This is a genomic window from Streptomyces sp. NPDC093149 (assembly GCF_044754145.1).
GTDB lineage: Bacteria > Actinomycetota > Actinomycetes > Streptomycetales > Streptomycetaceae > Streptomyces.
In genome coordinates this window covers 24,878-48,419 of sequence record NZ_JBIVON010000001.1, presented here as the reverse complement: position 1 = coordinate 48,419, position 23,542 = coordinate 24,878, and the positions used below count along the sequence as shown (strand labels likewise).

Here is a 23,542-nt window from a genome sequence, read left to right as displayed (position 1 = left end):
GCAGCGAGCCGGCCGACGACCGGGCTCGGCGCGTCGGCACCGCTCCCGCCCGGCACCCGGGCGCGGTGGTCCGCCCGCCTCGTGCCCGCCTCGTCGGCGCCGTTCGCCGAAGCCCCCGGGAGCTCCCGCGCGGCGCCCGACCCCCGCCGTCCAGGGCCCGTCCGGCAGCCCGCGCCCCCGCAAGCCGCCCGACGCCCGCCCCGTCCCCGTACGCTCGTACACATGACGACTGACGTACCTCTCCCCGCCCCCGGACGTGAGATCCAGACGCTCGACGCGCTCTCCCCCGAACAGGCCGACGCCGTGTCCGGTCTGCTCGCCGAGGCGGCCCGGTCCGACGGCAGGCAGGCCGTGTCCGAGCAGGGCCGGCTGCAGCTGCGGGGCGGACGGCGTGAGGGCGTGCGGCATCTGCTGCTGACCAGCGGGACGGTCCTGGTCGGGTATGCGCAGCTGGAGGACACCGACCCCGTCGAGGCGCCCGCCGCCGAACTGGTCGTGCATCCGGCGTACCGCGGACAGGGACACGGGCGGGCGCTGGGCGCGGCGCTGCTCGCCGTGACCGGGAAGCGGCTGCGGGTGTGGGCGCACGGCGGGAAGTCCGCGGCCCGGCATCTCGCACAGGTCCTCGGTCTCTCCCTCTTCCGCGAACTGCGCCAGCTGCGCCGCCCGTTGAGCCCGCTGGACATCGCCGAGCCGGTGCTGCCGCCCGGTGTCACCATCCGCACCTTCGTGCCCGGCGAGGACGACGCCGCCTGGCTCGCGGTGAACCGGGCCGCGTTCGCCCACCACCCCGAACAGGGCTCACTGACCCAGCGCGACCTGGACGACCGCAAGGCGGAGCCCTGGTTCGACCCGAAGGGGTTCTTCCTGGCCGAGCGCGACGGCGAGCTGATCGGCTTCCACTGGACGAAGGTGCACGCCGAGGAGCACCTCGGCGAGGTGTACGTCGTCGGCATCCGGCCCGACGCGCAGGGTGGCGGGCTCGGCAAGGCGCTCACCGCGATCGGGCTGCACCATCTGGCCGCCGAGGGGCTGCCGACCGCGATGCTCTACGTCGACGCGGACAACAAGGCGGCCCTGGCCGTCTACGAACGGATGGGCTTTACGACGCACGAGGTGGACCTGATGTACCGCACGGAGTCCTGAGCCGCGGCAAAAAAGAAGGGGCGGCGCCGCTTGACGCCGCCCCTTCCTTGCATCACCATTTCACTACTTCATTAGTGAAAGGAGTGAACATGGCAGAGTCCGCAGCGGTCGAGTACCGCATCGACCGGCGCAGCGGTATCGCCACGTACCTCCAGATCGTCCAGCAGACCAAGCAGGCCCTGCGCCTCGGTCTGCTGGAGCCCGGCGACCGGCTGCCCACCGCGCGCGAGGTCGTCGAGGCCACCGCCATCAACCCGAACACCGTGCTCAAGGCGTACCGGGAACTGGAGCGCGAGGGCCTCGTCGAGGGCCGGCGAGGGCTCGGCACCTTCGTCACACGGACCCTCGGCGGCGTGGCGGCCGCCGACGACGCGCCGCTGCGCGCCGAGCTCGCCGACTGGGCCCGCCGGGCCCGCACGGCCGGACTGGAGAAGGACGACGTGAGCGCGCTCTTCACCGCCGTACTGGACAAGACCTACGAGGGGGATCAGGCCGGATGACAGGCGCTGCGATCGAGGCCGTCGGCCTCGGCATGAAGTACCGGGGCAGGGGCGGGGGCTGGGTGCTTCGCGACTGCTCGTTCCGGCTGCCCACCGGGCGCGTGTGCGCCCTCGTCGGCCCCAACGGCGCGGGCAAGTCCACCCTGCTCGCCCTGGTGGCCGGTTTTCTGCGCCCCACCGAGGGGACGGTACGGGTGCTGGACGGGGCGCCGGGCGAGGCGCGGGCCCGGACGGCCTTCGTGGCCCAGGACAAGCCGCTCTACCCGCAGTTGACGGTGGCCGAGACCCTCTGGGCGGGAGCCGGACTGAACCCCGGGACATGGGACCAGGACACCGCCGAACGCATCGCCGGGGAGCTTCCGCGCGGCGCCCGGGTCCGTCATCTCTCCGGCGGCCAGCGCACCCGGCTCGCCCTGGCCCTCGCGCTCGGCAAGCGGCCCGAACTGCTCCTGCTGGACGAGCCGATGGCCGACCTCGACCCGCTCGCCCGCCACCAGCTGATGGGCGCCCTGATGGCCGAGGCCGCCGAACACTCCACCACCATCGTGATGTCCTCGCACATCCTCACCGAGCTGGAGGGCGCCTGCGACTACCTCCTGCTCGTCGACAACGGCCGGGTCCGCCTCGGCGGCGAGACGGACGATCTGCTCGCCGCGCACACGCTGCTCACCGGCCCGGTACGGGACACCGCACCGCACACCGTCGTCGAGTCCCGCACCGCGGGGCGTGTGCAGACCACCCTCGTACGGATGGAGGGCCCGGTGGACACCGGCGTCTGGGAGACCGCGGAACCCTCGCTGGAGGAACTGCTGCTCGCACATCTGCGGTCGCCGGAGGCTCCCGCCCTGCTCACCCCGAGCGCCGTGACCGGCAAGGAGGTGGCGGCCGTATGAGCGCCATCGGTCTGTTCGGCCCGGCCCGGGTCGTCGTACGCCAGCACCGCCTCACCCTGTGGATCGTCGCCGGCCTCGCACTCACGGGGATCGCCGCCGTGGTCGCCACCGCCCTGTGGGCGGCCTCCGCCTCCGACACCTTCGCGGGCACCGACTGCTCGGTGGAGAACACCGTCCGGGGATGCGGCGACACCGTCCGCCACTTCCTCGACTCCCAGCTCCGCCTCAGCCGCGCCGTCGCCTACGCGGACCTGGTGATGTTCCTCCTGCCCGCGTTCATCGGCATGTTCGTCGCAGGCCCGCTGATCGGACGGGAGCTGGAGAGCGGCACGTACAGGCTGTCCTGGTCCCAGTCGCTCTCGCCCGCGCGCTGGCTCGCCGCGAAGCTCGCCGTGCCCGCCGTGCTGACCCTGGCCGGGGTCTCCGTGCTGTCCGCCGTCTCCGCCTGGGCCTGGTCGCGGGCGAAGACGACCCACTACCCGAGGGACTGGTACGAACGGGAGGTCTACGGCGCGATGGGCACCGTGCCCGTCGGCTACGCCCTCCTCATGCTGGCGCTCGGTGCGCTCGCCGGGCTGCTGCTGCGGCGCACCGTCCCCGCGATGGTCGTGACGGTGATCGGATACGGAGCACTCGTCATGGCCCTGAACTCCGTGCGCGACGGTCTGTGGCCGACACTGACGGCGACATCCCGCCTGGAGGACGGCCACCGGTTCCCGGAGGGGGTCGCCGACGCCGGGCAGGGCTGGCTCACCAGCGGCGGGGAACGGCTGTCCGCCGACGTCTGCCGGACCGCCGCCGACCTCGACAGCTGCCTGGCCGACAAGAACATCACCCTGCGCTACCTCGACTACCACCCCGCCTCGCACTTCTGGCCGCTCCAGCTCGTCGAGACCGGCATCCTGCTCGCCCTCGCCGTCGTCGCGGTCGCGCTCTCCTTCCGGGTGCTGCGCCGCCGTCACGCCTGAGTCGAACGCCGTTCCGGGCCCCGCACACGGGCCCGGAACGGCCCCTGTGACGCATCCGCGCACCCGCACACCGCTTCCTGCACGTCATGTCGCCGTTACCGGCCATTCAGAAGGGCTTGCGACCCTCTCAGGATGCAGCCAGCTGTGCCGACCCCCCACCATGGGAGAAATCCCGGCGGAGACCGCGCGAACCACACGAACCGTGCGTTTAACGCGATCTCCACACCCTCCGGCGCGCCCTCGAAGCCCCTGACGCGGAAGAATGGGGGCATGAGCCAGCAGCCCAGCTCCGAGGTCCCGGTCAAGCCCACCGTGCAGCCGTCGGTGGGCACGCTCGCCGCGCACCGGCCGCATGCCGTCGCTTCGTCGGCGTCCAACGGAGCGCTGTCCACCCGGGCCGACCTCGATCCCGACATCGACGCCGACGTCGACGCGTACGAACCCGATGTCGACGGCGACGAGCTGCCCCACGGCCGTTTCCTGGACCGGGAGCGCAGTTGGCTGGCGTTCAACGAACGCGTACTCGAACTGGCCGAGGACCCGGCGACCCCCCTGCTCGAACGGGCTAATTTCCTCGCCATCTTCGCCTCGAACCTGGACGAGTTCTTCATGGTCCGGGTGGCCGGGCTGAAGCGCCGCATCGCCACCGGTGTGGCCACCCGCTCCGCCTCCGGCCTCCAGCCCCGCGAGGTCCTCGACCTGATCTGGACCCGCTCGCGCGAACTCATGGCCCGGCACGCCGCCTGCTACCAGCAGGACGTCGCCCCCGCCCTGTCCGACGAGGGCATACAGCTGATCCGCTGGCCCGAGCTGACCGAGAAGGAACAGGCCCGCCTGTTCACCTTCTTCCGGCAGCGCGTCTTCCCCGTGCTGACCCCGCTGGCCGTCGACCCGGCGCATCCCTTCCCGTACATCTCGGGCCTCTCGCTCAACCTGGCCGTCGTCGTACGCAACCCGGTCAGCGGCCACCGCCACTTCGCCCGGGTCAAGGTGCCGCCGCTGCTGACCCGCTTCCTGGAGGCGTCGCCGCAGCGGTACGTGCCCATAGAGGACGTCATCGCCGCCCACCTCGAAGAGCTCTTCCCGGGCATGGAGGTCCTCGCCCACCACATGTTCCGGGTCACCAGGAACGAGGACCTGGAGGTCGAGGAGGACGACGCCGAGAACCTCCTGAAGGCCCTGGAGAAGGAACTCATGCGGCGCCGCTTCGGCCCGCCGGTCCGCCTGGAGGTCGAGGAGTCCATCGACCCGTACGTGCTGGACCTGCTCGTCCGCGAGCTGAAGGTGTCCGACGCCGAGGTCTACCCGCTGCCCGGTCCGCTCGACCTCACCGGGCTCTTCGGCATCGCCTCCCTGGACCGGCCCGAGCTGAAGTTCCCCAAATTCATCGCGGGCACCCACCGCGATCTCGCCGAGGTCGAATCCGCCTCCGCGCCCGACATCTTCGCCGCCCTGCGCGAACGCGACGTGCTCCTGCACCATCCGTACGACTCGTTCTCCACCTCCGTACAGGCGTTCCTGGAACAGGCCGCGAGCGACCCCGACGTGCTGGCCATCAAGCAGACCCTGTACCGGACTTCGGGCGACTCACCGATAGTGGACGCCCTCATCGACGCCGCCGAGTCCGGCAAGCAGGTCCTCGTGCTCGTCGAGATCAAGGCCCGCTTCGACGAGCAGGCCAACATCAAGTGGGCGCGCAAGCTGGAGGAGTCCGGCTGCCACGTCGTCTACGGGCTCGTCGGTCTCAAGACCCACTGCAAGCTCTCGCTCGTCGTCCGCCAGGAGGGCGACACACTGCGCCGCTACTCGCACGTGGGCACCGGCAACTACCACCCCAAGACCGCCAGGCTGTACGAGGACCTCGGGCTGCTGACCGCCGACCCGCAGGTCGGCGCGGACCTCTCGGACCTCTTCAACCGGCTCTCCGGCTACTCCCGCCGCGAGACCTACCGCCGTCTCCTGGTCGCCCCGAGGTCCCTGCGCGACGGGCTGATAGGCCGGATCAACAAGGAGATCACGCACCAGCGGGCCGGGCGGAGCGCCTACGTCCGCATCAAGGTCAACTCGATGGTCGACGAGGCGATCATCGACGCCTGTTACCGGGCCGCGATGGCGGGCGTGCCGGTGGACATCTGGGTGCGCGGCATCTGCGCGATCCGCCCCGGCGTCCCCGGGCTCTCCGAGAACATCCGGGTCCGCTCGATACTGGGCCGCTTCCTCGAACACTCCCGGGTCTTCTCCTTCGGCAACGGCGGCGAACCCGAAGTGTGGCTCGGCAGCGCCGACATGATGCACCGCAACCTCGACCGCCGGATCGAAGCACTGGTCCGGGTCACCGACCCCGCCCATCGCGCCGCCCTCAGCCGTCTCCTGGAGACCGGCATGGCCGACACCACCTCGTCCTGGCACCTCGGTTCCGACGGCAACTGGACCCGGCACGCCACGGACGCGGACGGCCAGCCGCTGCGGCACGTACAGGAAATGCTCATTGACGCCCGGAGGCGCCGGCGTGCGACGCCATGACCACCAGACGACGCAGGCGGACCTTACGGCAGGGGCGGTGCTCGCGCCCTACCTGCAGGAACAGGCCGCCGAATTCCTGCGCAGCCTGCGCCTGCACCGCGAGAACAGCGCCCCCACGGACGCCGGCAGCCACGCCGCCGAGGAAGCCGCCGGTGCGCTGCGCCGCTCGTCCCGGCGGATCGGCGGCACACTGCACACCTTCCGGGCAGCACTGGACACGGCCTGGGCCGAACAGCTCCGCACCGAACTGGCCTGGCTCTCGGGCACCCTGGCCCGGGAACACGCCTACGCGACCCGGCTGAACCGGCTCCTCGAAGCGCTGCACACCCTGCCCGGCACCTCGCTGCCCGCGGCCCGGACGGGAACCGGCTCCGGATCCGGCGCCGACAGCAAGGAGCGCGCGGCCCTCGGTGTCGGCGCGGCCCGCGCCGGTGCGCTGCTGGAACGACAGCTGACCCTCGCCCGGACCCGCGCCCACTCCGCGGCCCTCCAGGCGCTCGGCTCCTCCCGCTTCCACGCGGTGGCCGACGCCGTCGCGCTGCTCGCCTCCGAGGTCCCGCTCGCCACGACGGCCACCGCGCCGGCCGAGGAGATGCTGCACGGACCCGCCGGCCGGGCCGAACAACAGCTGCTCGGCGCGGTGGCCGCCCTCCCCTCGGACAAGGCGGTCGAGCCGTACAACGAGGCACAGGACGCGCCCTGGCACCGGACCCGGCTGCTGCTGCGGCTGCACCGGTACGCCCGCGAGGTGATGCGGGGTGCCCCCGATCCGGCCCTGGCCGCGTCGGGGCAGGCGCTCGACCTGCACCGGGACGCCGCGGAGGCGGCGGCCGCGGCGGCGTCGGCGGCCCGCACCCCCCGGATCGCGCCCGCCACCGCGTACGCCCTGGGGGTGCTCCACGCCGATCAGCGGCACGAGGTGGAAGCGGCGCGCAGTGTGTTCCGGGAGAGCTGGCCGTACACGGCGGCAGCGGTGGTCGCACCGTGACTTCACCAGCGGATGACCGCGGCGGCAGGCGCACCGCGACCGGACCCGTGCTCGCCGCGGGGTGTGTGCTGTGGCGCCGGTCGGAACACTCCGGCGATCTGGAGGTCTGCCTGGTCCACCGGCCCCGTTACGACGACTGGTCGCACCCCAAGGGCAAGCTGAAGCGCGGCGAGTCCGCGCTGGACGGCGCGGTGCGCGAGGTCCTGGAGGAGACGGGCCACCACTGCGCGCCGGGCGCCCCGTTGCCCACCGTCCGGTACACCGTGAACGGGCGTCCCAAAGAGGTCGCCTACTGGGCGGCCGAGGCGACCGGCGGCGCCTTCGTACCGAACGCCGAGGTCGACCGGGTGAGCTGGCTCTCCCCGGCGACGGCCCGCGCGCGGCTCACCCGGTCCCACGACCGGGACGTGCTGGACGCCCTGCTCGCCGGCCTGCCGAGCGCCTGACGGGGCGATCGTCTGACGCGGCCGATCACCTGACGGGGCCGATCACCTGACGGGGCCGATCACCTGACGCGGCGGGAGCCGGGCCCGTCGAGGGGCGAGCCGGGGCATCGAGGGGCGAGCCGGGCCGTCGAGGCCACCGGGCGCGAGGCCGAATCCCTCGGCGGGAAAGCCGGGCCCGTCGAGGCCACGGGGCGATCACGGGGCTCCCGTTCACCGGCAGAGGGCCCGCGTCCCGCACCGGCGCGGGAGAACCGCACCGTCCGACACGGTTCACCTCCCGTTCACTCTCCCCCGTAGGCGGCTTCACCTGTTCTGCCTAACTTCGGCTGTGCACGGTGCGCGGCGCAACGCCGGAGCACCCACCACCTCGCACGCCGTCGTAGAACGAAAAGACCTCGGCGGCTCCTGGAAGGAACACCCGAAAGTGAAGCTTCAGCGCAAGAACCGGCTTCGTGCCACCGCGCTCGGTGCCCTCGCCGTCTCCGGCGCCCTGGTCCTCACGGCGTGCGGTTCGGACAACAACAGCGAGGGATCCACCAGCGGCGGCAAGACGAGCGCCGCGTCGAACGTCAAGTGCGACGGCGCCAAGGGCCAGCTGCTCGCCTCCGGCTCCAGCGCGCAGAAGAACGCCATGGACCTGTGGGCGAAGAACTACATGGCCGGCTGCTCGGGCGTCGAGATCAACTACAAGTCGTCCTCCTCCGGTGAGGGCATCGTCGCCTTCAACCAGGGCACGGTCGGCTTCGCCGGTTCCGACTCGGCGCTGAAGCCCGAAGAGGTCGCCGACTCGAAGAAGATCTGCAAGACCGGCCAGGGCATCAACCTGCCGATGGTCGGCGGCCCGATCGCCATCGGCTACCACCTGGAAGGCGTCGACAACCTCACGCTGGACGCCCCCACCCTCGCCAAGATCTTCGACACCAAGATCAAGAAGTGGAACGACCCGGCGATCGCCAAGCTCAACAAGGGCGCGAAGCTGCCGGACAAGGCGATCCAGCCCTTCCACCGTTCCGAGGACTCCGGCACCACGCAGAACCTCGGCAAGTACCTGGGTGCCGCCGCCCCGAGCGACTGGAAGTACGAGGCCGAGAAGAAGTGGCCGGCCCCCGGTGGCCAGTCCGCGGTCAACTCCTCCGGTGTCGCCGCCCAGGTGAAGCAGGTCGACGGCTCGATCGGCTACTTCGAGCTCAGCTACGCCACCTCGCAGTCGATCCCCACCGTCGACATCGCCACCGGTGCCGCCGCCCCGGTCAAGGCCTCCTCGGAGAGCGCCTCCAAGGCCATCGCCGCCGCCAAGATCAAGGGCACCGGCAAGGACCTGGCGCTCGACCTCGACTACACCACCAAGGCCGACGGCGCCTACCCGATCGTCCTGGTGACCTACGAGGTCGTCTGTGACAAGGGCAACAAGGCCGAGACCCTGCCCACGGTGAAGTCCTTCCTGAACTACACCGCCGGTGACGAGGGCCAGAAGCTCCTCGGCGACGCGGGCTACGCGCCGATCCCGGCCGAGATCAACGCCAAGGTCCGCGAGACCATCGGCTCCCTCTCGTAACCGAGGCGCCCGACCGAGGCACAGAGCCTCACGCACGCCGGCAACACCAGTAGCAACGTCAGCAACACAGCGCAGGCCGGTCCGGTGCACCCCTCCGGACCGGCCCGCCACCACCCATCCGGTGCACCGCCGCCAGGGGAGCCACACCGCTCCCCCACACAGACCGGAAAGACCATGGCTTCCACCACACCGATAGACACGCCGCCGGCGCCGCCCGCGGCGCGCAAGCGCGTCAGGCCGAATACCGGGCGCGCGGGCGACAAGGTCTTCCTGGGCCTCTCCAGGGGCTCGGGCATCCTGCTGCTCGTGATCATGGCGTCGATCGCCGTGTTCCTCACCTATCGCGCCGCGCTCGCCATCTCCAAGGACGAGGGCAACTTCTTCACCACCCTGGACTGGAACCCGGCCGGCGACCCGCCGGTCTTCGGCATCGCGGTCCTCCTCTTCGGCACGATCGTCAGCTCGATCGTCGCGATGGCCATCGCCGTCCCGGTCGCTGTCGGCATCGCCCTGTTCATCTCGCACTACGCGCCGCGCAAGCTGGCCGCGCCCCTCGCGTACGTCGTCGATCTGCTCGCCGCAGTGCCGAGCATCGTGTACGGCATCTGGGGCGCCCTCTTCCTGGTCCCGTACCTGGAGGGCCTGAACCTCTGGCTCGACCAGTTCTTCGGCTGGACGTACCTCTTCGAGAAGACCGAGGTCGGCGTCGCCCGCTCGCTCTTCACCGTCGGCATCCTGCTCGCGATCATGATCCTGCCGATCGTGACCAGCGTCAGCCGCGAAGTCTTCCTCCAGGTCCCGAAGATGAACGAGGAAGCCGCCCTCGCCCTCGGCGCCACCCGCTGGGAGGTCATCCGCCTCTCGGTGCTGCCCTTCGGCCGCTCCGGCGTGATCTCCGCCTCGATGCTGGGTCTGGGCCGCGCGCTCGGCGAGACGATGGCCGTCGCCACGGTCCTGTCGCCGAGCTTCATCATCTCCGGGCATCTGCTCAATCCGGGTGGCGGAACGTTCGCCCAGAACATCGCCGCGAAGTTCGACGAGGCCGACCAGTTCGGGCGGGACGCCCTGATCGCCTCCGGCCTCGTCCTCTTCGTCCTCACTCTGCTGGTCAACGGCGCGGCCCGGCTGATCATCGCCCGCCGCAAGGAATACTCGGGGGCCAACGCATGAGCCAGGCAGCCAACACCGGCATACAGGAACGCCCCACCCCGATGGCGCCCACCCCCAGGACCAGCCTCAGCAGCCGTGCTCTCCCCCGCTGGGCCCCGCTCGCCTTCGCGGCCGTCGCGCTCGCGCTCGGCGTGGGCATCGGCGCGGCGGCGGGCTGGCGCAGCCACACCCAGTGGGGACTGTTCTCCGCCCTGCTCTTCGTCGTCATCTCGTACGTCACGACGACGGTCGTCGAGAACCAGCGCCAGGCCAAGGACCGGCTGGCCACCAGCATCGTCTGGGTGTGCTTCCTGCTGGCCGTCGTGCCGCTCGCCTCGCTCCTGTGGACGACGGTCAGCCGCGGCGCGGAGCGCCTGGACGGGTACTTCCTGACCCACTCGATGGCCGGCGTGCTCGGCTCCGAGCCGACCGGCGGTGTCTACCACGCACTGATCGGAACACTGGAGCAGGTCGGCATCGCCACCCTGATCGCCGCCCCCATCGGCATGCTGACCGCCGTCTACCTGGTGGAGTACGGCAAGGGCGCGCTGGCGAAGTCCGTGACGTTCTTCGTCGACGTCATGACGGGCATCCCCTCCATCGTCGCCGGTCTCTTCATCCTCTCGATCATGCTGATGACGAAGACCGACCCGTCCGGTCTGATGGGTGCGCTGGCACTCACGATCCTGATGATCCCGGTCGTGGTCCGCTCCACCGAGGAGATGCTCAAGCTCGTCCCGAACGAGCTCCGTGAGGCATCGCTCGCCCTCGGCGTCCCGAAGTGGCGCACCATCCTGAAGGTGGTCATACCGACCGCGATCGGCGGCATCACCACCGGTGTGATGCTCGCGATCGCCCGGATCGCCGGTGAGACCGCACCGATCATGCTGCTGGTCTTCGGCAGCCAGATGATCAATGCCAATCCTTTCCAAGGCGCACAGTCCTCGCTCCCCTTCTACATCTGGGAGCAGTACAAGGTCGGCACCGACCAGTCGTACGACCGTGCCTGGGCCGCCGCTCTGGTCCTGATCGCCTTCGTCATGATCCTCAATCTGGTGGCCCGCGGCATCGCCCGCTGGAAGGCCCCGAAGACCGGCCGCTGACCGCGGCACGAAAGAAGCAGTGATTCAGATGGCCAAGCGCATCGACGTCAGCGGTCTGTCCGCCTACTACGGCTCCCATCTCGCCATCGAGGACATCTCGATGACCGTGGAGCCCCGCTCCGTGACCGCCTTCATCGGCCCGTCCGGCTGCGGCAAGTCCACCTTCCTGCGCACCCTGAACCGCATGCACGAGGTCACCCCCGGTGGCCGCGTCGAGGGCAAGGTGCTGCTGGACGACGAGAACCTGTACGGGGCGAACGTCGACCCGGTCACCGTGCGCCGCACGGTCGGCATGGTCTTCCAGCGTCCGAACCCGTTCCCGACCATGTCGATCTTCGACAACGTCGCCGCGGGCCTCAAGCTGAACGGCTCGTACAAGAAGAACCAGCTGTCGGACATCGTCGAGAAGTCCCTGCGCGGCGCCAACCTCTGGAACGAGGTCAAGGACCGGCTGAACAAGCCCGGCTCCGGTCTCTCCGGCGGTCAGCAGCAGCGTCTGTGCATCGCCCGCGCGATCGCGGTCGAGCCGGACGTGCTGCTGATGGACGAGCCGTGCTCCGCCCTGGACCCGATCTCCACCCTCGCCATCGAGGACCTGATCGGCGAGCTGAAGGAGCGCTTCACGATCGTCATCGTGACGCACAACATGCAGCAGGCGGCCCGTGTCTCGGACCGCACGGCGTTCTTCAACCTCGCGGCGGTCGGCAAGCCTGGCAAGCTCATCGAGATCGACGAGACGGAACGCATCTTCTCCAACCCCTCCGTCCAGGCGACCGAGGACTACATCTCGGGCCGATTCGGATAACCGGCCTCGTCCCCAGAACTGCCTTGAGGTGCTGCATGGCGGTGCCACCGCAAGGCGAAGGGGCCGCCCCCGCTCCCTGTGCAGGGAGCGGGGGCGGCCCCCTTTCCGTATCACCGGACCAGGCCCGTCCAAAACCGCCGGGCAGCGCGGCCACCGGATGCCCCGGTCGCCCCGCGGCCCCGTCAGCCGAAGAGCAGCAGCACGACGCCGTAACTGGCGGCGGCGACCAGCGCGGCGGCCGGCATCGTGATGAACCACCCCAGGATGATGTTCTTGGCAACCCCCCAGCGCACCGCGTTCACCCGCTTCGTGGCGCCCACACCCATGATCGCCGAGGTGATCACATGCGTCGTGGAGATCGGCGCGTGGAACAGGAACGCCGAGCCGAACATGATCGACGCGCCCGTCGTCTCCGCGGCGAACCCCTGCGGCGGGTCCAGCTCGATGATCTTCCGGCCGAGTGTCCGCATGATGCGCCAGCCACCCGCGTAGGTGCCCAGCGAGAGCATCAGCGCGCAGACGAGCTTCACCCAGACCGGAATCGGGTCGCTCGGGCTCTCGACATCGGCGATGACCAGGGCCATCACGACGATGCCCATCGTCTTCTGCGCGTCCTGCAGACCATGGCCGAGCGCCATGCCCGCGGCCGAGACCGTCTGTGCGATCCGGAAGCCGCGCTTGGCCTTGTGCGGGTTGGTCTTCCGGAACATCCACATGATCGCGACCATCACCAGATAGCCGACGATCAGGCCGATGACCGGCGAGACGAACATCGGGATGATGACCTTGTCGAGCACCCCGTCCCAGTGCACCATCGTCCCGCCGGCGAGCGCCGCACCGACCATGCCGCCGAACAACGCGTGCGAGGACGAGGAGGGCAGCCCGAAATACCAGGTGATGAGGTTCCAGATGATCGCGCCGACGAGCGCGGCGAAGAGGATACCCATCCCCTTGTCGCCCTCGGGGGTCGCGATCAGCCCCTCACTGACGGTCTTGGCGACACCGCTGCCGAGGAATGCGCCGGCGAGATTCATCACCGCGGCCATCGCGAGCGCCGCGCGTGGTGTGAGCGCGCGGGTGGAGACGGAGGTGGCGATGGCATTCGCCGAGTCGTGGAAGCCGTTCGTATACGTGAAGCCGAGCGCGACACCGATGGTCACGATCAGCGCAAAGGTGTCCACGTGGTTCAGGACTCCTTGACCGCGATGGTCTCCACCGTGTTGGCGACGTGCTCGAACGCGTCGGCCGCCTCTTCCAGTACGTCCACGATCTGCTTCAGCTTCAGCACCTCTATGGCGTCGTACTTGCCATTGAAGAGATGGGCGAGCAGTTTGCGGTGGATCTGGTCGGCCTGGTTCTCCAGACGGTTGACCTCGATCCAGTACTCGGTGAGATTGTCCATGGTGCGCAGACCCGGCATCGCCTCGGCGGTCAGCTCGGCCGCCCGTGCCAGCACCTCGATCTGCTGAGCGACACCCTTGGGGAGTTCCTCGACCTGGTACAGCACGACCAGGTCGACGGCCTCTTCCATGAAGTCCATGATGTCGTCGAGCGACGAAGCGAGGTTGTAAATGTCCTCACGGTCGAACGGCGTAATGAAAGAGGAGTTCAGCTGGTGGAAGATCGCGTGGGTGGCATCGTCCCCCGCGTGCTCCGCTGCCCGCATGCGCTCCGCGATCTCGACTCGGGAGGCAGAGTCCGCCCCGAGCAGTTCCATCAGGAGTTTCGAGCCCGTGACGATGTTGTCCGCGGATGCGGAGAACATGTCATAGAAGCTCGTCTCCCTGGGGGTCAGACGAAAGCGCACGTGGGGTCCTCGGGGTGCTTTGGATTCGGTCAGGCTGATGCTAGGCGCATCATCCGGCCACGGCTAACCGGCATTCTTCAGTGTCGCGCATCGGGCCCGGTGATCAGCACGGGCCCCCGGTCACGGTTCGGCAGAATTCGTTAGAATATACCCACCAGGGGTATATGAACGGCAGAGTAGAGGGAAAACGGGAGGCAGCAATGACCACCACCGAGGCCGCCGGGACCACCGACGCCGCGGCGACGGAACCGATCGCCGATCCGGTCGTCACCGACCACGACCGGGGTATACACGGCTATCACCACCAGAAGGCCGAGCACCTCAAGCGGCTGCGCCGGATCGAGGGCCAGATCCGCGGCCTGCAGCGCATGGTCGACGAGGACGTCTACTGCATCGACATACTCACCCAGGTCTCGGCGTCCACGAAGGCGCTCCAGTCCTTCGCGCTCCAGCTGCTGGAGGAGCATCTTCGGCACTGCGTCGCCGACGCGGCGGTCAAGGGAGGCGAGGAGATCGACGCCAAGGTCGAGGAGGCCACGAAGGCCATCGCACGCCTGCTCCGCACCTGATGCGGAGCCCCGCGCTCACCCCCGGTGGTCGGCCTGCCGGGGGACGGTGTTCCGCTCGTTGATCACCCGGACGTTCAGCACCTCGTCGATACGGTCCGCGCTGAGCCGTTCCCCGATCGCGGCCGACGCGGCGATCATCAGTTCCCCGCAGAGATCGATCTCGGCGAGGGCCACATGGTCGGATACGGTCCGCGTGCCGAGCGTCACCACGTCACTCACCTCTCACTGCCTCGCCGACTTCCCAGTGCTGTGGCCGGAAAGGTTTGCCGGGAAGCTCGCGGCGTCCGGTGCGGTGCATCGCAAGGCGGAGGATCGCCCTCGTACGGGACGTACTCCGGTGATGCGACAACGCGGCGAGGTGCCGTGCCGGGCGTCGCGAGCCGGTGAACCTTTCCGGTCGCAGCACTAGCGTAGGGAGCGGACCACACACCGCGCATGGCACGGACGGACCATTTCGCGCCCGTCGGCATGCCTACGCCCCCGACCCCGACCGTCCGTCGCCCGACTGTCGCTGTTCGATCTTCCCGGTGTAGATGTCGCGATCGTCCGGCAGCCGTACGGAGACCGGCACCCCGAATCCGGACAGCAGCGTCGTCGACACCACCTCCACCGCCGGTCCCTCGTTGGCGAAACTGAACCGGTGGCGCACCTTGCGCAGCCGTCCCTGTTCGTCCAGATACGCATCGAACGGCACCGTGTGCGTGCGGAACCCCCTCGCCGCCGCGGTCAGTGTCCCGCGCGATCGGGGCGAGGCCTCACGCGCCGCCCGGCCGATGTCCGAGGTCCCCCGGTAGTGCCGCACGGGCACCCCGGCGATCACGGTCCTCCCCACGTACTCCACCTCCCGCGCCCCACGCAGCAGTTCGGCGGCGGCCATCGGATCGGTCACGCCGCCGGTGACGAGATTGCCGTCCGCCAGAGTCGTCGTGTCGACCCTGACCCACTTGTCGGCGGGCACTCCGGCGCCGCGGTTCATCATGTAGAGCGCGCCGGGGGCCAGCAGTTCGACAATGGGACGGTGCTCGTCCTCACCGGCCGCGTCCTTGGGCAGCACAACCGTGAGCCGGCCCGTCCGGTTGCGGAAGTCGTACGTTCCCCGGCCCCTGATCGTCACCCGTGTCCCGCCCGCCGCGGTCTCCATGGACGTACGCACCTCGGCGCTTCCCGCGGCGGACGGGGCCCCGGCCCGGGGAGCGGCCCGTCCGGTCATCGCCCCCGCTCCCGTCCCGGTCACCGCCCCCGTTCCCGTCCCGGCCGACGTTCCCGCGAGCACCGCGGCCGCACCGCGAACCACGTCGAGGGAGTCGGCACCGCCCCGTTCGTCGGCCATGGCACGGTCACCGCCGCCACCGCCGCCACCGCATCCGGCGGTCGCCGCCATCACGCCCATCAAGGCAAGGGCGCAGACAGCGCGCGCCCCGCCTCCGGACCTGTGCTGCTGCACCACCATCGCCTGCCAACCCCCAACGACGTACCGCTTGCCCGAGCCCCCCATCCGTTCCCCATAACGACGACCCGTGTCCACCGTCACGCCGCTCGCCGACGACACACCGCCGGGTGGCCGTGCCCAGTACCGTGGACGGGTGTATGACCAACGCACCGACGAGGTCCCGAAGGCTCCCCCCACCCCCGCGTCCGACGGGCACGAGCCCATGACCGTGGAACGCGGCTCGTTCTGCACCGCCCGCTGCAGCTGCGGCTGGTCCGGGCCGGCCCGCCGCTCCCGGGACCGGGCCCGCACGGACGCCGCGGAACACCGAGCGGCACCCTGACCCCCTCCCCGACTCCCTCTCCCTGCCCTCTTTCCTTCTCCTCTCTTTTCGTTCCGCCCTCCCCCGTCCTCTCTCCCTGCCCTCTCTCTGTCCTCTCTCTGTCCTCTCTCTGTCCTCTCCTTGTTCCTCTCCTTGGCCCCTCGCCCTTCTTCCCCGGCCTCTCCCCCCACCGACCGGCCGTGAGCGCCATGACCCGGAGGTCCGATGAACCTGCCGTCCTCGACCGGACGCCGCACCCTGCTCGCCGCGGGCGCCGCCGCAGTACTCACCGGCTTCACCGCCACCGCGTGTGACAACCCGTCCGGCACCGGCGGCGACCCCACAGGCGGTCCACGCACCACGGGCGGCACCACACCCGGCTCACCGGCCTCATCGGTCCCGTCGAAGCCGTCCCCCTCCGGCCCGGCGAACTGGACCGCCCTGGCCAAAAGCCTCGACGGCGCTCTCATACGCCCCCAGGACGGTGCCTACCCGACGGCGCGTCAGCTCTACAACACCCGCTTCGACGGCCTGAAGCCGGCCGCCGTCGCCTATGTCAGGCACGACGCGGACATCCGCGAGTGCCTGGCCTTCGCCCGCCGCACCGCCACCCCCGTGTCCATCCGCAGCGGCGGCCATTCCTACGCCGGCTGGTCGAGCGGAAACGGCCGCCTCGTCCTTGACGTCTCGTCACTGTCCCGCGTCGAGCGGAACGGCACGATCGGCGCGGGCGCCAAACTCGTCGACGTCTACCAGGGCCTCGCCCGGCACGGCCTGACGATCCCCGGCGGCTCCTGCCCCACCGTCGGCATCTCCGGCCTCACCCTCGGCGGCGGCCACGGCGTGGCATCCCGTGCGTACGGCCTGACCTGCGACAGCCTCACCTCGGCGACCGTCGTCACGGCCGACGGCAGAACCCTCACCGTGGACGCCGAGCACCACCCGGACCTCTTCTGGGCGCTGCGCGGCGCGGGCAACGGCAACTTCGGTGTGGTCACCGAGCTGAGGTTCCGTACCCGCCCGGTCCCGCAGACCGTCACCGCGTACATGTCCTGGCCCTGGTCGCGCGCCCGCTCCGTCATCACCGCCTGGCAGGAGTGGGGACCGTCCCAGCCCGACGAGATCTGGTCCTCCGCCCATCTCGCCGCGGGGCCGGGCGGCGGCAATCCGAACGTCTCGGTGGCCGCGTTCAGCCTCGGTACGTACGGCGACCTGCAGAACGCCGTCGACCGCCTCGCCGACCGGATCGGCGCCCCGGCCTCGTCCGTCTCGCTGCGCCGCCGCAGTTACCAGGAGGCCATGCTGGTGTACGCGGGGTGCTCGGGCATCACCGACGCCCAGTGCCATCTGCCCGGCACGACGCCCGGCCGCACCACGCAGGGCACGCTCCAGCGCGAGACGTACGCCGCCGCGTCCGACTTCTACGACCGCCCCCTCTCCGCGGCGGGCGTGAGCGCCCTGCTCGACCGGGCCGAGGCGTTCACCCGGATTCCCGTGACCCAGGGCGGGGGCAACGGCTCCATCGCGCTCACCGCGCTCGGCGGGGCGATCAACCGAGTCTCCCCGCAGGCGACGGCCTTCGTCCACCGCGGCTCCCGCGTACTCACCCAGTACATCGGTGCCTGGCGCCCCGGCACCGCGGGCGGCGCCCAGCGGGACTGGCTGAAAAACACCCACGCGGCCATGCGCCGGTACGCGTCCGGAGCGGCGTACCAGAACTACAGCGACCCGACGCTGACCGACTGGCGCCGGGCCTACTACGGTTCGGCGGCCGACCGGCTCACCGAGCTGAAGAAGCAGTACGACCCCGAGCGCCTCTTCGCCTTCCCGCAAGCTCTCTGACCTGCTGTCACGGATGGCGCGCCCCGCCGACGGATCTGTCGCCCCGCCGGAACGCTACGCGGCCAGGTCCTTCTCGCCGTCGCCGCCGCCCGAACCCGGCCGCGGCTCGGGGATCCCGAACGCCCCGGCCCGCCCGTCGGCCGCGGCCGACACCTGCGAACGCCGCGACCTGACGAGTCGTCCGAGCCGCTCCGAACGGGAGACCGCCGCCGCCAACGGGGTCAGCAGCATCATCGCCAGCGGGGCGAGCAGCAGGGCGACCGCCGTACCGAGTGCGAAGCCGCCGATGACGTCGGTCGGGTAGTGGACGCCCATGTAGACCCGGCAGAAGCCTTCGAGCAGGGCGAGACCGATCGCGGCGATGCCGAACTTCCGGTTGACCACGAAGAGCCCGACGGCCAGAGCCATCGCCATTGTGGCGTGGTCGCTCACGAAGGAGAAGTCGTTCTTCCCGTCCACCAGCACATCCAGTCCCTGGTGGTCCCGGAACGGGCGCTGCCGCCCCACGAAGCCACGGATCGGAATGTTGATGAGCAGCGCGATCCCGGCGGCGAGCGGCGCCCAGACGATCCCGGCGACCGCCGTCACCGAATCATCGGCCGTGCCGCGCCGGCGCACACTCCACCAGCACCACAGGACCACCAGGACCATGCCGAGCATGATCCCGTACTCGCCGACGAACTCCATGACCCGGTCGAACCAGGCGGGAGCGGACTTCGCGAGCCCGTTGATGTCGTAGAGCAGGCTGACGTCGGGGTTCGACCCATCCACTGCGAGTCCAGCCATCTGCTGCGGCCCCTTGCCCTTGTCTGCTGCCGCGGGGCACACTCCTGTGCACCGCTTTGACGAACCCCCGTGTCGGTTCGATCACTGCGTGGATCACTGCCTGTGGATCGGCACGGCGTGGCCGCTCCGCTCGTGAGCGCCTCCCCGGTCGGCGCCGCATGGTCAGTGCACCGCCGTCCCGGTCCGTCCGGTCCCCCCAAGGAACGACGTGCCCCGCGCGTGCGTTCCACTCTCCACCGAATGATCACCATGACGTTATCGAAGAGTGACTCATCGTCGCAGCTCAGGGCCCAGGCTTCACGGAGAGTTCCGGCCACCGCCGTCCTCGCGTCATGCCCCCGGACGGTCGGCCGGGAGGTCGGTCGGAAGCGCCGCGGCCCCGTCCTTGGTCACGCGCGTCGCGCCGAAGTAGTCGGGCGTGTCGATCTTGTCGAACCGGATCACGGCCCCGGTGTACGGCGCGTTGATCATGTATCCGCCGCCGACGTACAGCCCCACGTGATGAATGGCCCGCGAGTTGGTCAGATCGTCCGAGAAGAACACCAGGTCGCCGGGGAGCAGCTCGTCACGCGAAGGATGCGGACCGGCGTTGTACTGGTCGTTCGCCACCCGGGGCAGCTCGATGTCCACGGTGCGGTAGGCGGCCTGGGTCAGCCCCGAACAGTCGAACCGCCCGCCCTGCTCCGGCGTGCCGTTGCCGCCCCACAGGTACTTCGTACCGAGCTTCTTCTGCGCGAAGTAGATGGCCCCGGCCGCCTGCTGTGAAGGCTGCACCCGTCCCACGGGCCGGGCGAAACTCTTCTCCAGGGACCGGATGATGGTGACGTAGTTCTGCGTCTCGGAGATGTTCGGGACACCGCCCGAGCGGATCACCCGGTACGCGCCGGCGTTGTACGCGGCCAGCATGTTGTCCGTCTGATCGCCCGGCACCTTCTTCACGTACCCGGCCAGTTCGCAGTCGTACGAGGCGGCGGACGGAATCGCGTCGGCCGGATCCCAGACGTCCCGCTTCCCGTCCCCGTTGCCGTCGATCCCGTGAGTGGCCCAGGTGCTCGGGATGAACTGGGCCATGCCCTGAGCGGCGGCGGGACTCTCGGCCCGGGGGTTCCACCCGCTCTCCTGGTACAACTGGGCCGCCAGGAGAGCCGGGTTGATGGCGGGGCAGAGGTTGCCCCACTTCTGAACCAGTGGCTGGTACTTCGCCGGTACGGCCCCCTTCGCCAGCCCGACGGCTCCGCTGCTGCCGGAGCTGACCAGTCCGGCTGCAGCGGAGTACGTACCGACAACGAGCAGCGCCACGAAGCACATGGCCATGCCGACACCGATGCCACCGACCACCCAGAATTTCCGCACCCCTCAACCATCCCCCATCGAGGCGGGGTTCATGGGCGTTTTCGCGGGTGTGTACGAATCAACCGGGTCATCGGGGTCACCGACAGGCCGCTCCGGCGCACTGAGCGGCCATCAAGCGGCTCCGGCCGACCAGTAGTCGGAGCGCACGTTGGGGCCAGGGAGGGGATAGACCCCTTCGTACGCCGGTCCGTTGGGCTTGGAGGCGGAGTCGGCGACCTTCGACTCCTTCACACAGGGGCTGTCGGCCTCGAAGAACACCTGTCCCCTGCCGCGGAAGCTCACGCTGATACCGAAACCGGCCTTCGTCTGCGCATAGATCGCCGGGAACTCCTCGTCCTTGTTCTTGGCCTTGATCCGGTAGTCGCTCTCGCGCCAGAACTTCTCGACCTGGTCCAGGAAGCTCTGCCGGCGCTCGGCCGACACGATCGTCATCACGGTGCGCCTGCGCGTCACATCGCAACTGCCGGTCGTCGTCGGTCCGTGCGCCCACTGCACCTCGGGGTCGATCGCCTTCAGTACGTCGTCGAGCATGCCGTCGGACCGTTCGGCGGCCTCCTGCATGTTCATGTTGCTCCCCTTGGTGCTCTCGGTGCTCTTCGTGGTCCCGGCGCTCGCGCTGCCGCTCGATTGCCCGCTGTCGTTGCCGCAGCCTGACAGTGCGAAGCCGAAAGCCAGGGCCACCGCGACGGTCTGGAACCTTCGCTTCATCGCTGTTCCTCCATCTTGAGCCTGTCGGAGTGTCCCGACACGATCAGAGCGATGCTGTCCGCCGACATAGCGTCTCGTACCGGATCGAAGTAGTTGGAGTGCGCGTCGAAACTCACCCCGCTGCTGCTGATGAAGGGCTGGCCGGGGGCCACCGGGAATCGCTGGGCACCGAAGGCCTTGCTCGCCGGGTCCTTGCCGAACCAGAGGTCGTCGTCGCCCGGATCGGCCAGGTCTCCGGCGATGTACGCGCCGGCCGGGCCGCCCAGGATCATCCCCACCGCACCCACGACGACCTGTGTCTTGGACGGGAGCTTGGTCACCGGGTCGTTGGCCGCGGCTCCGACGAAGACGTGCCCGCTGCCGACGCCGAGGTCCACGGCGCGGTCCACGCCCACCCCCGGACTACCGACGAGGATGATGTCGTCGACCCCCGGTATGCCGCCTTCGCGCTGCGTCGCGGCGCCCACGGTCCGGGAACCGTAGGAGTGCCCGATGGCCGTGATGTGCGGGTCCTTGTTCTGGTTGGTGGCCACGATGCCGCCCATGAAGTCGTTGTAGGCCGCACCGCCCTTCTCCGCCCGTCCGGTGCCCGCGACCGCCAGGCTGTGCAGCCCGTCCGGCGTCTGCGGGGCGTCGTACCCGAGCCAGACGATCGCCGCGGTGGACGGGTCGTACCCCTGGGCACCGATCGCCGTGTCACGGGCCCGCTTGAGACCGCCCTTCGCGAACTCCTCGTCGAGGGCGGTGTTCAGCCCCGGCACGTAGGCCGACACGTTCTTCGAGGTATCGGGGTTGCCGTAGGAGACGATGGCCCTCCCGTTGCCCTCGTCACTGATGCCGATGAGGTACATCGGCGGCTTGCTCCCCTCCTGAAGCTGCCGGTCGATCTCCAGCACCCCCGCCAGCTGCTTCTTCGACTTGGAGTCGGTCTTCCCCTCCAGTTTCGAGATCAGGTCCGGAAGGTTCTTCCGGTTGGCCGCGTCCCTGTCCGCCACCGGGATGCCGTCCAGATAGCCGATCTTGTCCGGTGAGAGTTCGAGGTACTGGTCGCGCTGTTGCTGCGTCAGCCCGTCCCACCACGACTTGCGCTGGGCCGCGGTGGCGTCGGTCGGGATACGGGCGTTGAGGTAGTCGCGCTCGGCGTCCCGCACCGCCGCCTCGACGCGCCCCCCGGAGCCGGGCAGCCCGGCGACCGCGCCGCCGCCCCCACCGGATGCCTTGGTCATGTCCCAGGCGGCGGGGATGTACTGGCCCTTGTCCCACTTGTCGCTCGCGCCCCGGGCGGACTGGGCGTACTGGTCGACGATGCCCTTGATGGTGTCGCCGGGGTGAATGACCGTGTCGACGGCGCCGCTGACGTCGCCCCACAGGCCGTCCTTGCCGATGACACCGGTGACGAAGTTGCCGTCGGAGGGGCGGGACGTGTTCGGCTTCGGGCTTTGTCTACCCGCGTCGACCTGCGAAGAAGAATCGCCGTTGGCCGAGCCGGTCGAGCCTGCGGAGCCTGCCGAGCCGCCTGCACCGCCCGAGCCCTCCGTGCCACCGGCACCCGATCCGGACCCACCGGACGCGGAGGACCCACCGGACGCGGCGTTGCCGCCCGACGCGGAGTTCCCACCCGAAGCGGCGTTACCACCCGACCCGGAGTTCCCTCCTGACGCGGAGTTACCACCCGACGCGGAGTTCCCTCCCGTCGTCGTCGACCCGCCGGACCCCGTGCCCCCGGTCACGGTCGAGCCTTCGGAGCCCGCACCACCGGCGGCATCGGATCCGCCGCCGGTCGAGCCGTCGCCGCCCTTGCCCTCGCCGGCCGCCACCTCGACCTGGGGTGCCGGGCAGGCGCTCCCGGTCAGTTGGCAGATGGCATTCCGGAGTTCGCCGGTCAGCTGGCCACCGATCCCGGTCGCCACCAGCCCGCCGATGAGGGCCACGACCACGAGGATCATGCCCAGGTACTCCATCGCGGTCTGACCGGCGTCCCGACGCCACTTGATCATCCGCGCGACGCTGAACGAGCGGTGCTCGGCCCGCTGTTCGGGGCTGAGCCCGAACCATTCACGAGAGCCGGGCCGCAGCAGCAGAACGACGACGACAACCGGCATCACCAGTTGCGCCACGCCCTGCCCGCCGGTGCCCCCGCCCAGCGTCGCCAGGGCGCCGAGGATGAGCCAGGCATGTACGGCGAGGAGCCCACGCCATATCCAGACGCCACCGGTACGCATGTACAGCGACAGCACGAACCCGGTGACCCCGGGCAGCGCCGCGTACAGCAACATGCCCAACAGCCGTCCGTCCACAGCGTCGACAGACGATGCCACGACCAACGCGTCGATCACACCAACAACGGTGACGACGAAGAGCAGTCGGACGAGAATCAGCACCGCCTGCAGAGGGCGCGACAACGACTGCCTGCCTGGGCGGACCTCGGCGGCGCTCATGTCGGCACCACCTGGAACCGCTAATTCTCGTATGCCAGACACGGCGAATCTCCCAGCTTTGTGAGTGGGCGCAGCGACAGTTCCCCCGGTCTCTGTATGCGACCACACCAACACTGGGCGCGGCATGGGCCCCAGGGCCCAATGCAGGACTCAAAGTCCCAGGTGATCGGCCTATCCCTTTCCGTCACCGACCGGCTTGATATGGGTCATTG

At 69.9% G+C, this 23,542-nt stretch carries 22 protein-coding genes; 14 read left to right on the top strand and 8 right to left on the bottom strand.

Annotated features, from left to right (window positions below; genetic code table 11):
- The first annotated feature begins 222 nt into the window (after positions 1-222).
- From mshD to pstB, 11 genes are all read left to right on the top strand, one after another.
- A complete protein-coding gene (mshD, locus tag ACIQCZ_RS00230; RefSeq protein ID WP_402278264.1) occupies positions 223-1,146 on the top strand; it encodes a mycothiol synthase in 924 nt (307 codons plus the stop codon).
- Positions 1,147-1,235: 89 nt separating this feature from the next.
- On the top strand, positions 1,236-1,646 hold the full coding sequence (locus ACIQCZ_RS00225) for a GntR family transcriptional regulator (protein ID WP_351081931.1): 411 nt from the start codon (positions 1,236-1,238) through the stop codon (positions 1,644-1,646).
- Positions 1,643-2,539: an ABC transporter ATP-binding protein gene (locus ACIQCZ_RS00220; protein ID WP_402278262.1), complete on the top strand. Its 897-nt coding sequence runs from the start codon at positions 1,643-1,645 to the stop codon at positions 2,537-2,539. Before ACIQCZ_RS00225 ends, ACIQCZ_RS00220 begins: the two co-directional genes overlap by 4 nt.
- On the top strand, positions 2,536-3,507 hold the full coding sequence (locus ACIQCZ_RS00215) for a hypothetical protein (protein ID WP_402278260.1): 972 nt from the start codon (positions 2,536-2,538) through the stop codon (positions 3,505-3,507). Before ACIQCZ_RS00220 ends, ACIQCZ_RS00215 begins: the two co-directional genes overlap by 4 nt.
- Before the next feature lie 270 nt (positions 3,508-3,777).
- The gene (locus tag ACIQCZ_RS00210) at positions 3,778-6,030 is read left to right on the top strand and encodes an RNA degradosome polyphosphate kinase (RefSeq protein ID WP_402278258.1); all 2,253 of its coding nucleotides are present in this window, start codon (positions 3,778-3,780) and stop codon (positions 6,028-6,030) included.
- Complete coding sequence (locus ACIQCZ_RS00205) at positions 6,017-7,018, top strand: CHAD domain-containing protein (protein WP_402278256.1); 1,002 nt, start codon at positions 6,017-6,019, stop codon at positions 7,016-7,018. The genes ACIQCZ_RS00210 and ACIQCZ_RS00205 overlap by 14 nt, the downstream gene beginning before the upstream one ends.
- Positions 7,015-7,464, top strand: coding sequence for an NUDIX hydrolase (locus ACIQCZ_RS00200; protein WP_402278254.1), 450 nt, complete (start codon positions 7,015-7,017; stop codon positions 7,462-7,464). The genes ACIQCZ_RS00205 and ACIQCZ_RS00200 overlap by 4 nt, the downstream gene beginning before the upstream one ends.
- Before the next feature lie 424 nt (positions 7,465-7,888).
- Complete coding sequence (gene pstS, locus ACIQCZ_RS00195) at positions 7,889-9,019, top strand: phosphate ABC transporter substrate-binding protein PstS (RefSeq protein WP_402278252.1); 1,131 nt, start codon at positions 7,889-7,891, stop codon at positions 9,017-9,019.
- Positions 9,020-9,193: 174 nt separating this feature from the next.
- A complete protein-coding gene (gene pstC / locus ACIQCZ_RS00190; RefSeq protein WP_402278251.1) occupies positions 9,194-10,189 on the top strand; it encodes a phosphate ABC transporter permease subunit PstC in 996 nt (331 codons plus the stop codon).
- Positions 10,186-11,271: a phosphate ABC transporter permease PstA gene (gene pstA, locus ACIQCZ_RS00185; protein ID WP_402278249.1), complete on the top strand. Its 1,086-nt coding sequence runs from the start codon at positions 10,186-10,188 to the stop codon at positions 11,269-11,271. Before pstC ends, pstA begins: the two co-directional genes overlap by 4 nt.
- A gap of 28 nt (positions 11,272-11,299) precedes the next feature.
- Complete coding sequence (gene pstB, locus ACIQCZ_RS00180; RefSeq protein ID WP_351081949.1) at positions 11,300-12,076, top strand: phosphate ABC transporter ATP-binding protein PstB; 777 nt, start codon at positions 11,300-11,302, stop codon at positions 12,074-12,076.
- 182 nt (positions 12,077-12,258) lie between these two features.
- Here pstB and ACIQCZ_RS00175 read toward each other — a convergent pair whose 3' ends face one another.
- Together ACIQCZ_RS00175 and ACIQCZ_RS00170 are read right to left on the bottom strand one after the other, a co-directional pair.
- On the bottom strand, positions 12,259-13,257 hold the full coding sequence (locus ACIQCZ_RS00175; protein ID WP_376217165.1) for an anion permease: 999 nt from the start codon (positions 13,255-13,257) through the stop codon (positions 12,259-12,261).
- 5 nt (positions 13,258-13,262) lie between these two features.
- Positions 13,263-13,883 (bottom strand): DUF47 domain-containing protein, encoded by a 621-nt coding sequence (locus ACIQCZ_RS00170; RefSeq protein WP_093899728.1) that lies wholly within the window; start codon positions 13,881-13,883, stop codon positions 13,263-13,265.
- A 200-nt stretch (positions 13,884-14,083) separates the two neighbouring features.
- On the opposite strand from ACIQCZ_RS00170, the gene ACIQCZ_RS00165 reads away from it, so the two are divergent.
- The gene (locus ACIQCZ_RS00165; RefSeq protein WP_402278246.1) at positions 14,084-14,452 is read left to right on the top strand and encodes a metal-sensitive transcriptional regulator; all 369 of its coding nucleotides are present in this window, start codon (positions 14,084-14,086) and stop codon (positions 14,450-14,452) included.
- 15 nt (positions 14,453-14,467) lie between these two features.
- On the opposite strand, the gene ACIQCZ_RS00160 is transcribed toward ACIQCZ_RS00165, so the two are convergent.
- Entirely contained in the window at positions 14,468-14,662 is a 195-nt protein-coding gene (locus ACIQCZ_RS00160; RefSeq protein ID WP_376283086.1) for a hypothetical protein, read from the bottom strand.
- A 262-nt stretch (positions 14,663-14,924) separates the two neighbouring features.
- Positions 14,925-15,902, bottom strand: coding sequence for a hypothetical protein (locus ACIQCZ_RS00155; RefSeq protein ID WP_402278244.1), 978 nt, complete (start codon positions 15,900-15,902; stop codon positions 14,925-14,927).
- A gap of 133 nt (positions 15,903-16,035) precedes the next feature.
- Here ACIQCZ_RS00155 and ACIQCZ_RS00150 point away from each other — a divergent pair, with 133 nt between their 5' ends.
- Complete coding sequence (locus ACIQCZ_RS00150; RefSeq protein WP_351081956.1) at positions 16,036-16,224, top strand: hypothetical protein; 189 nt, start codon at positions 16,036-16,038, stop codon at positions 16,222-16,224.
- 204 nt (positions 16,225-16,428) lie between these two features.
- Positions 16,429-18,045 (top strand): FAD-binding oxidoreductase, encoded by a 1,617-nt coding sequence (locus ACIQCZ_RS00145; protein ID WP_402278242.1) that lies wholly within the window; start codon positions 16,429-16,431, stop codon positions 18,043-18,045.
- Positions 18,046-18,099: 54 nt separating this feature from the next.
- Here the strand turns inward: ACIQCZ_RS00145 and ACIQCZ_RS00140 are convergent, their stop codons facing one another.
- The 4 genes from ACIQCZ_RS00140 to ACIQCZ_RS00125 all read right to left on the bottom strand — a co-directional run bounded on the left by ACIQCZ_RS00140 (position 18,100) and on the right by ACIQCZ_RS00125 (position 23,330).
- Positions 18,100-18,831 (bottom strand): phosphatase PAP2 family protein, encoded by a 732-nt coding sequence (locus ACIQCZ_RS00140; RefSeq protein WP_402278240.1) that lies wholly within the window; start codon positions 18,829-18,831, stop codon positions 18,100-18,102.
- Positions 18,832-19,161: 330 nt separating this feature from the next.
- On the bottom strand, positions 19,162-20,184 hold the full coding sequence (locus tag ACIQCZ_RS00135; protein WP_376283078.1) for an NlpC/P60 family protein: 1,023 nt from the start codon (positions 20,182-20,184) through the stop codon (positions 19,162-19,164).
- Between the two features lie 111 nt (positions 20,185-20,295).
- A complete protein-coding gene (locus ACIQCZ_RS00130) occupies positions 20,296-20,892 on the bottom strand; it encodes a hypothetical protein (RefSeq protein WP_402278238.1) in 597 nt (198 codons plus the stop codon).
- Positions 20,889-23,330 (bottom strand): alpha/beta hydrolase, encoded by a 2,442-nt coding sequence (locus ACIQCZ_RS00125; RefSeq protein ID WP_402278236.1) that lies wholly within the window; start codon positions 23,328-23,330, stop codon positions 20,889-20,891. Before ACIQCZ_RS00125 ends, ACIQCZ_RS00130 begins: the two co-directional genes overlap by 4 nt.
- Positions 23,331-23,542: the final 212 nt, after the last annotated feature.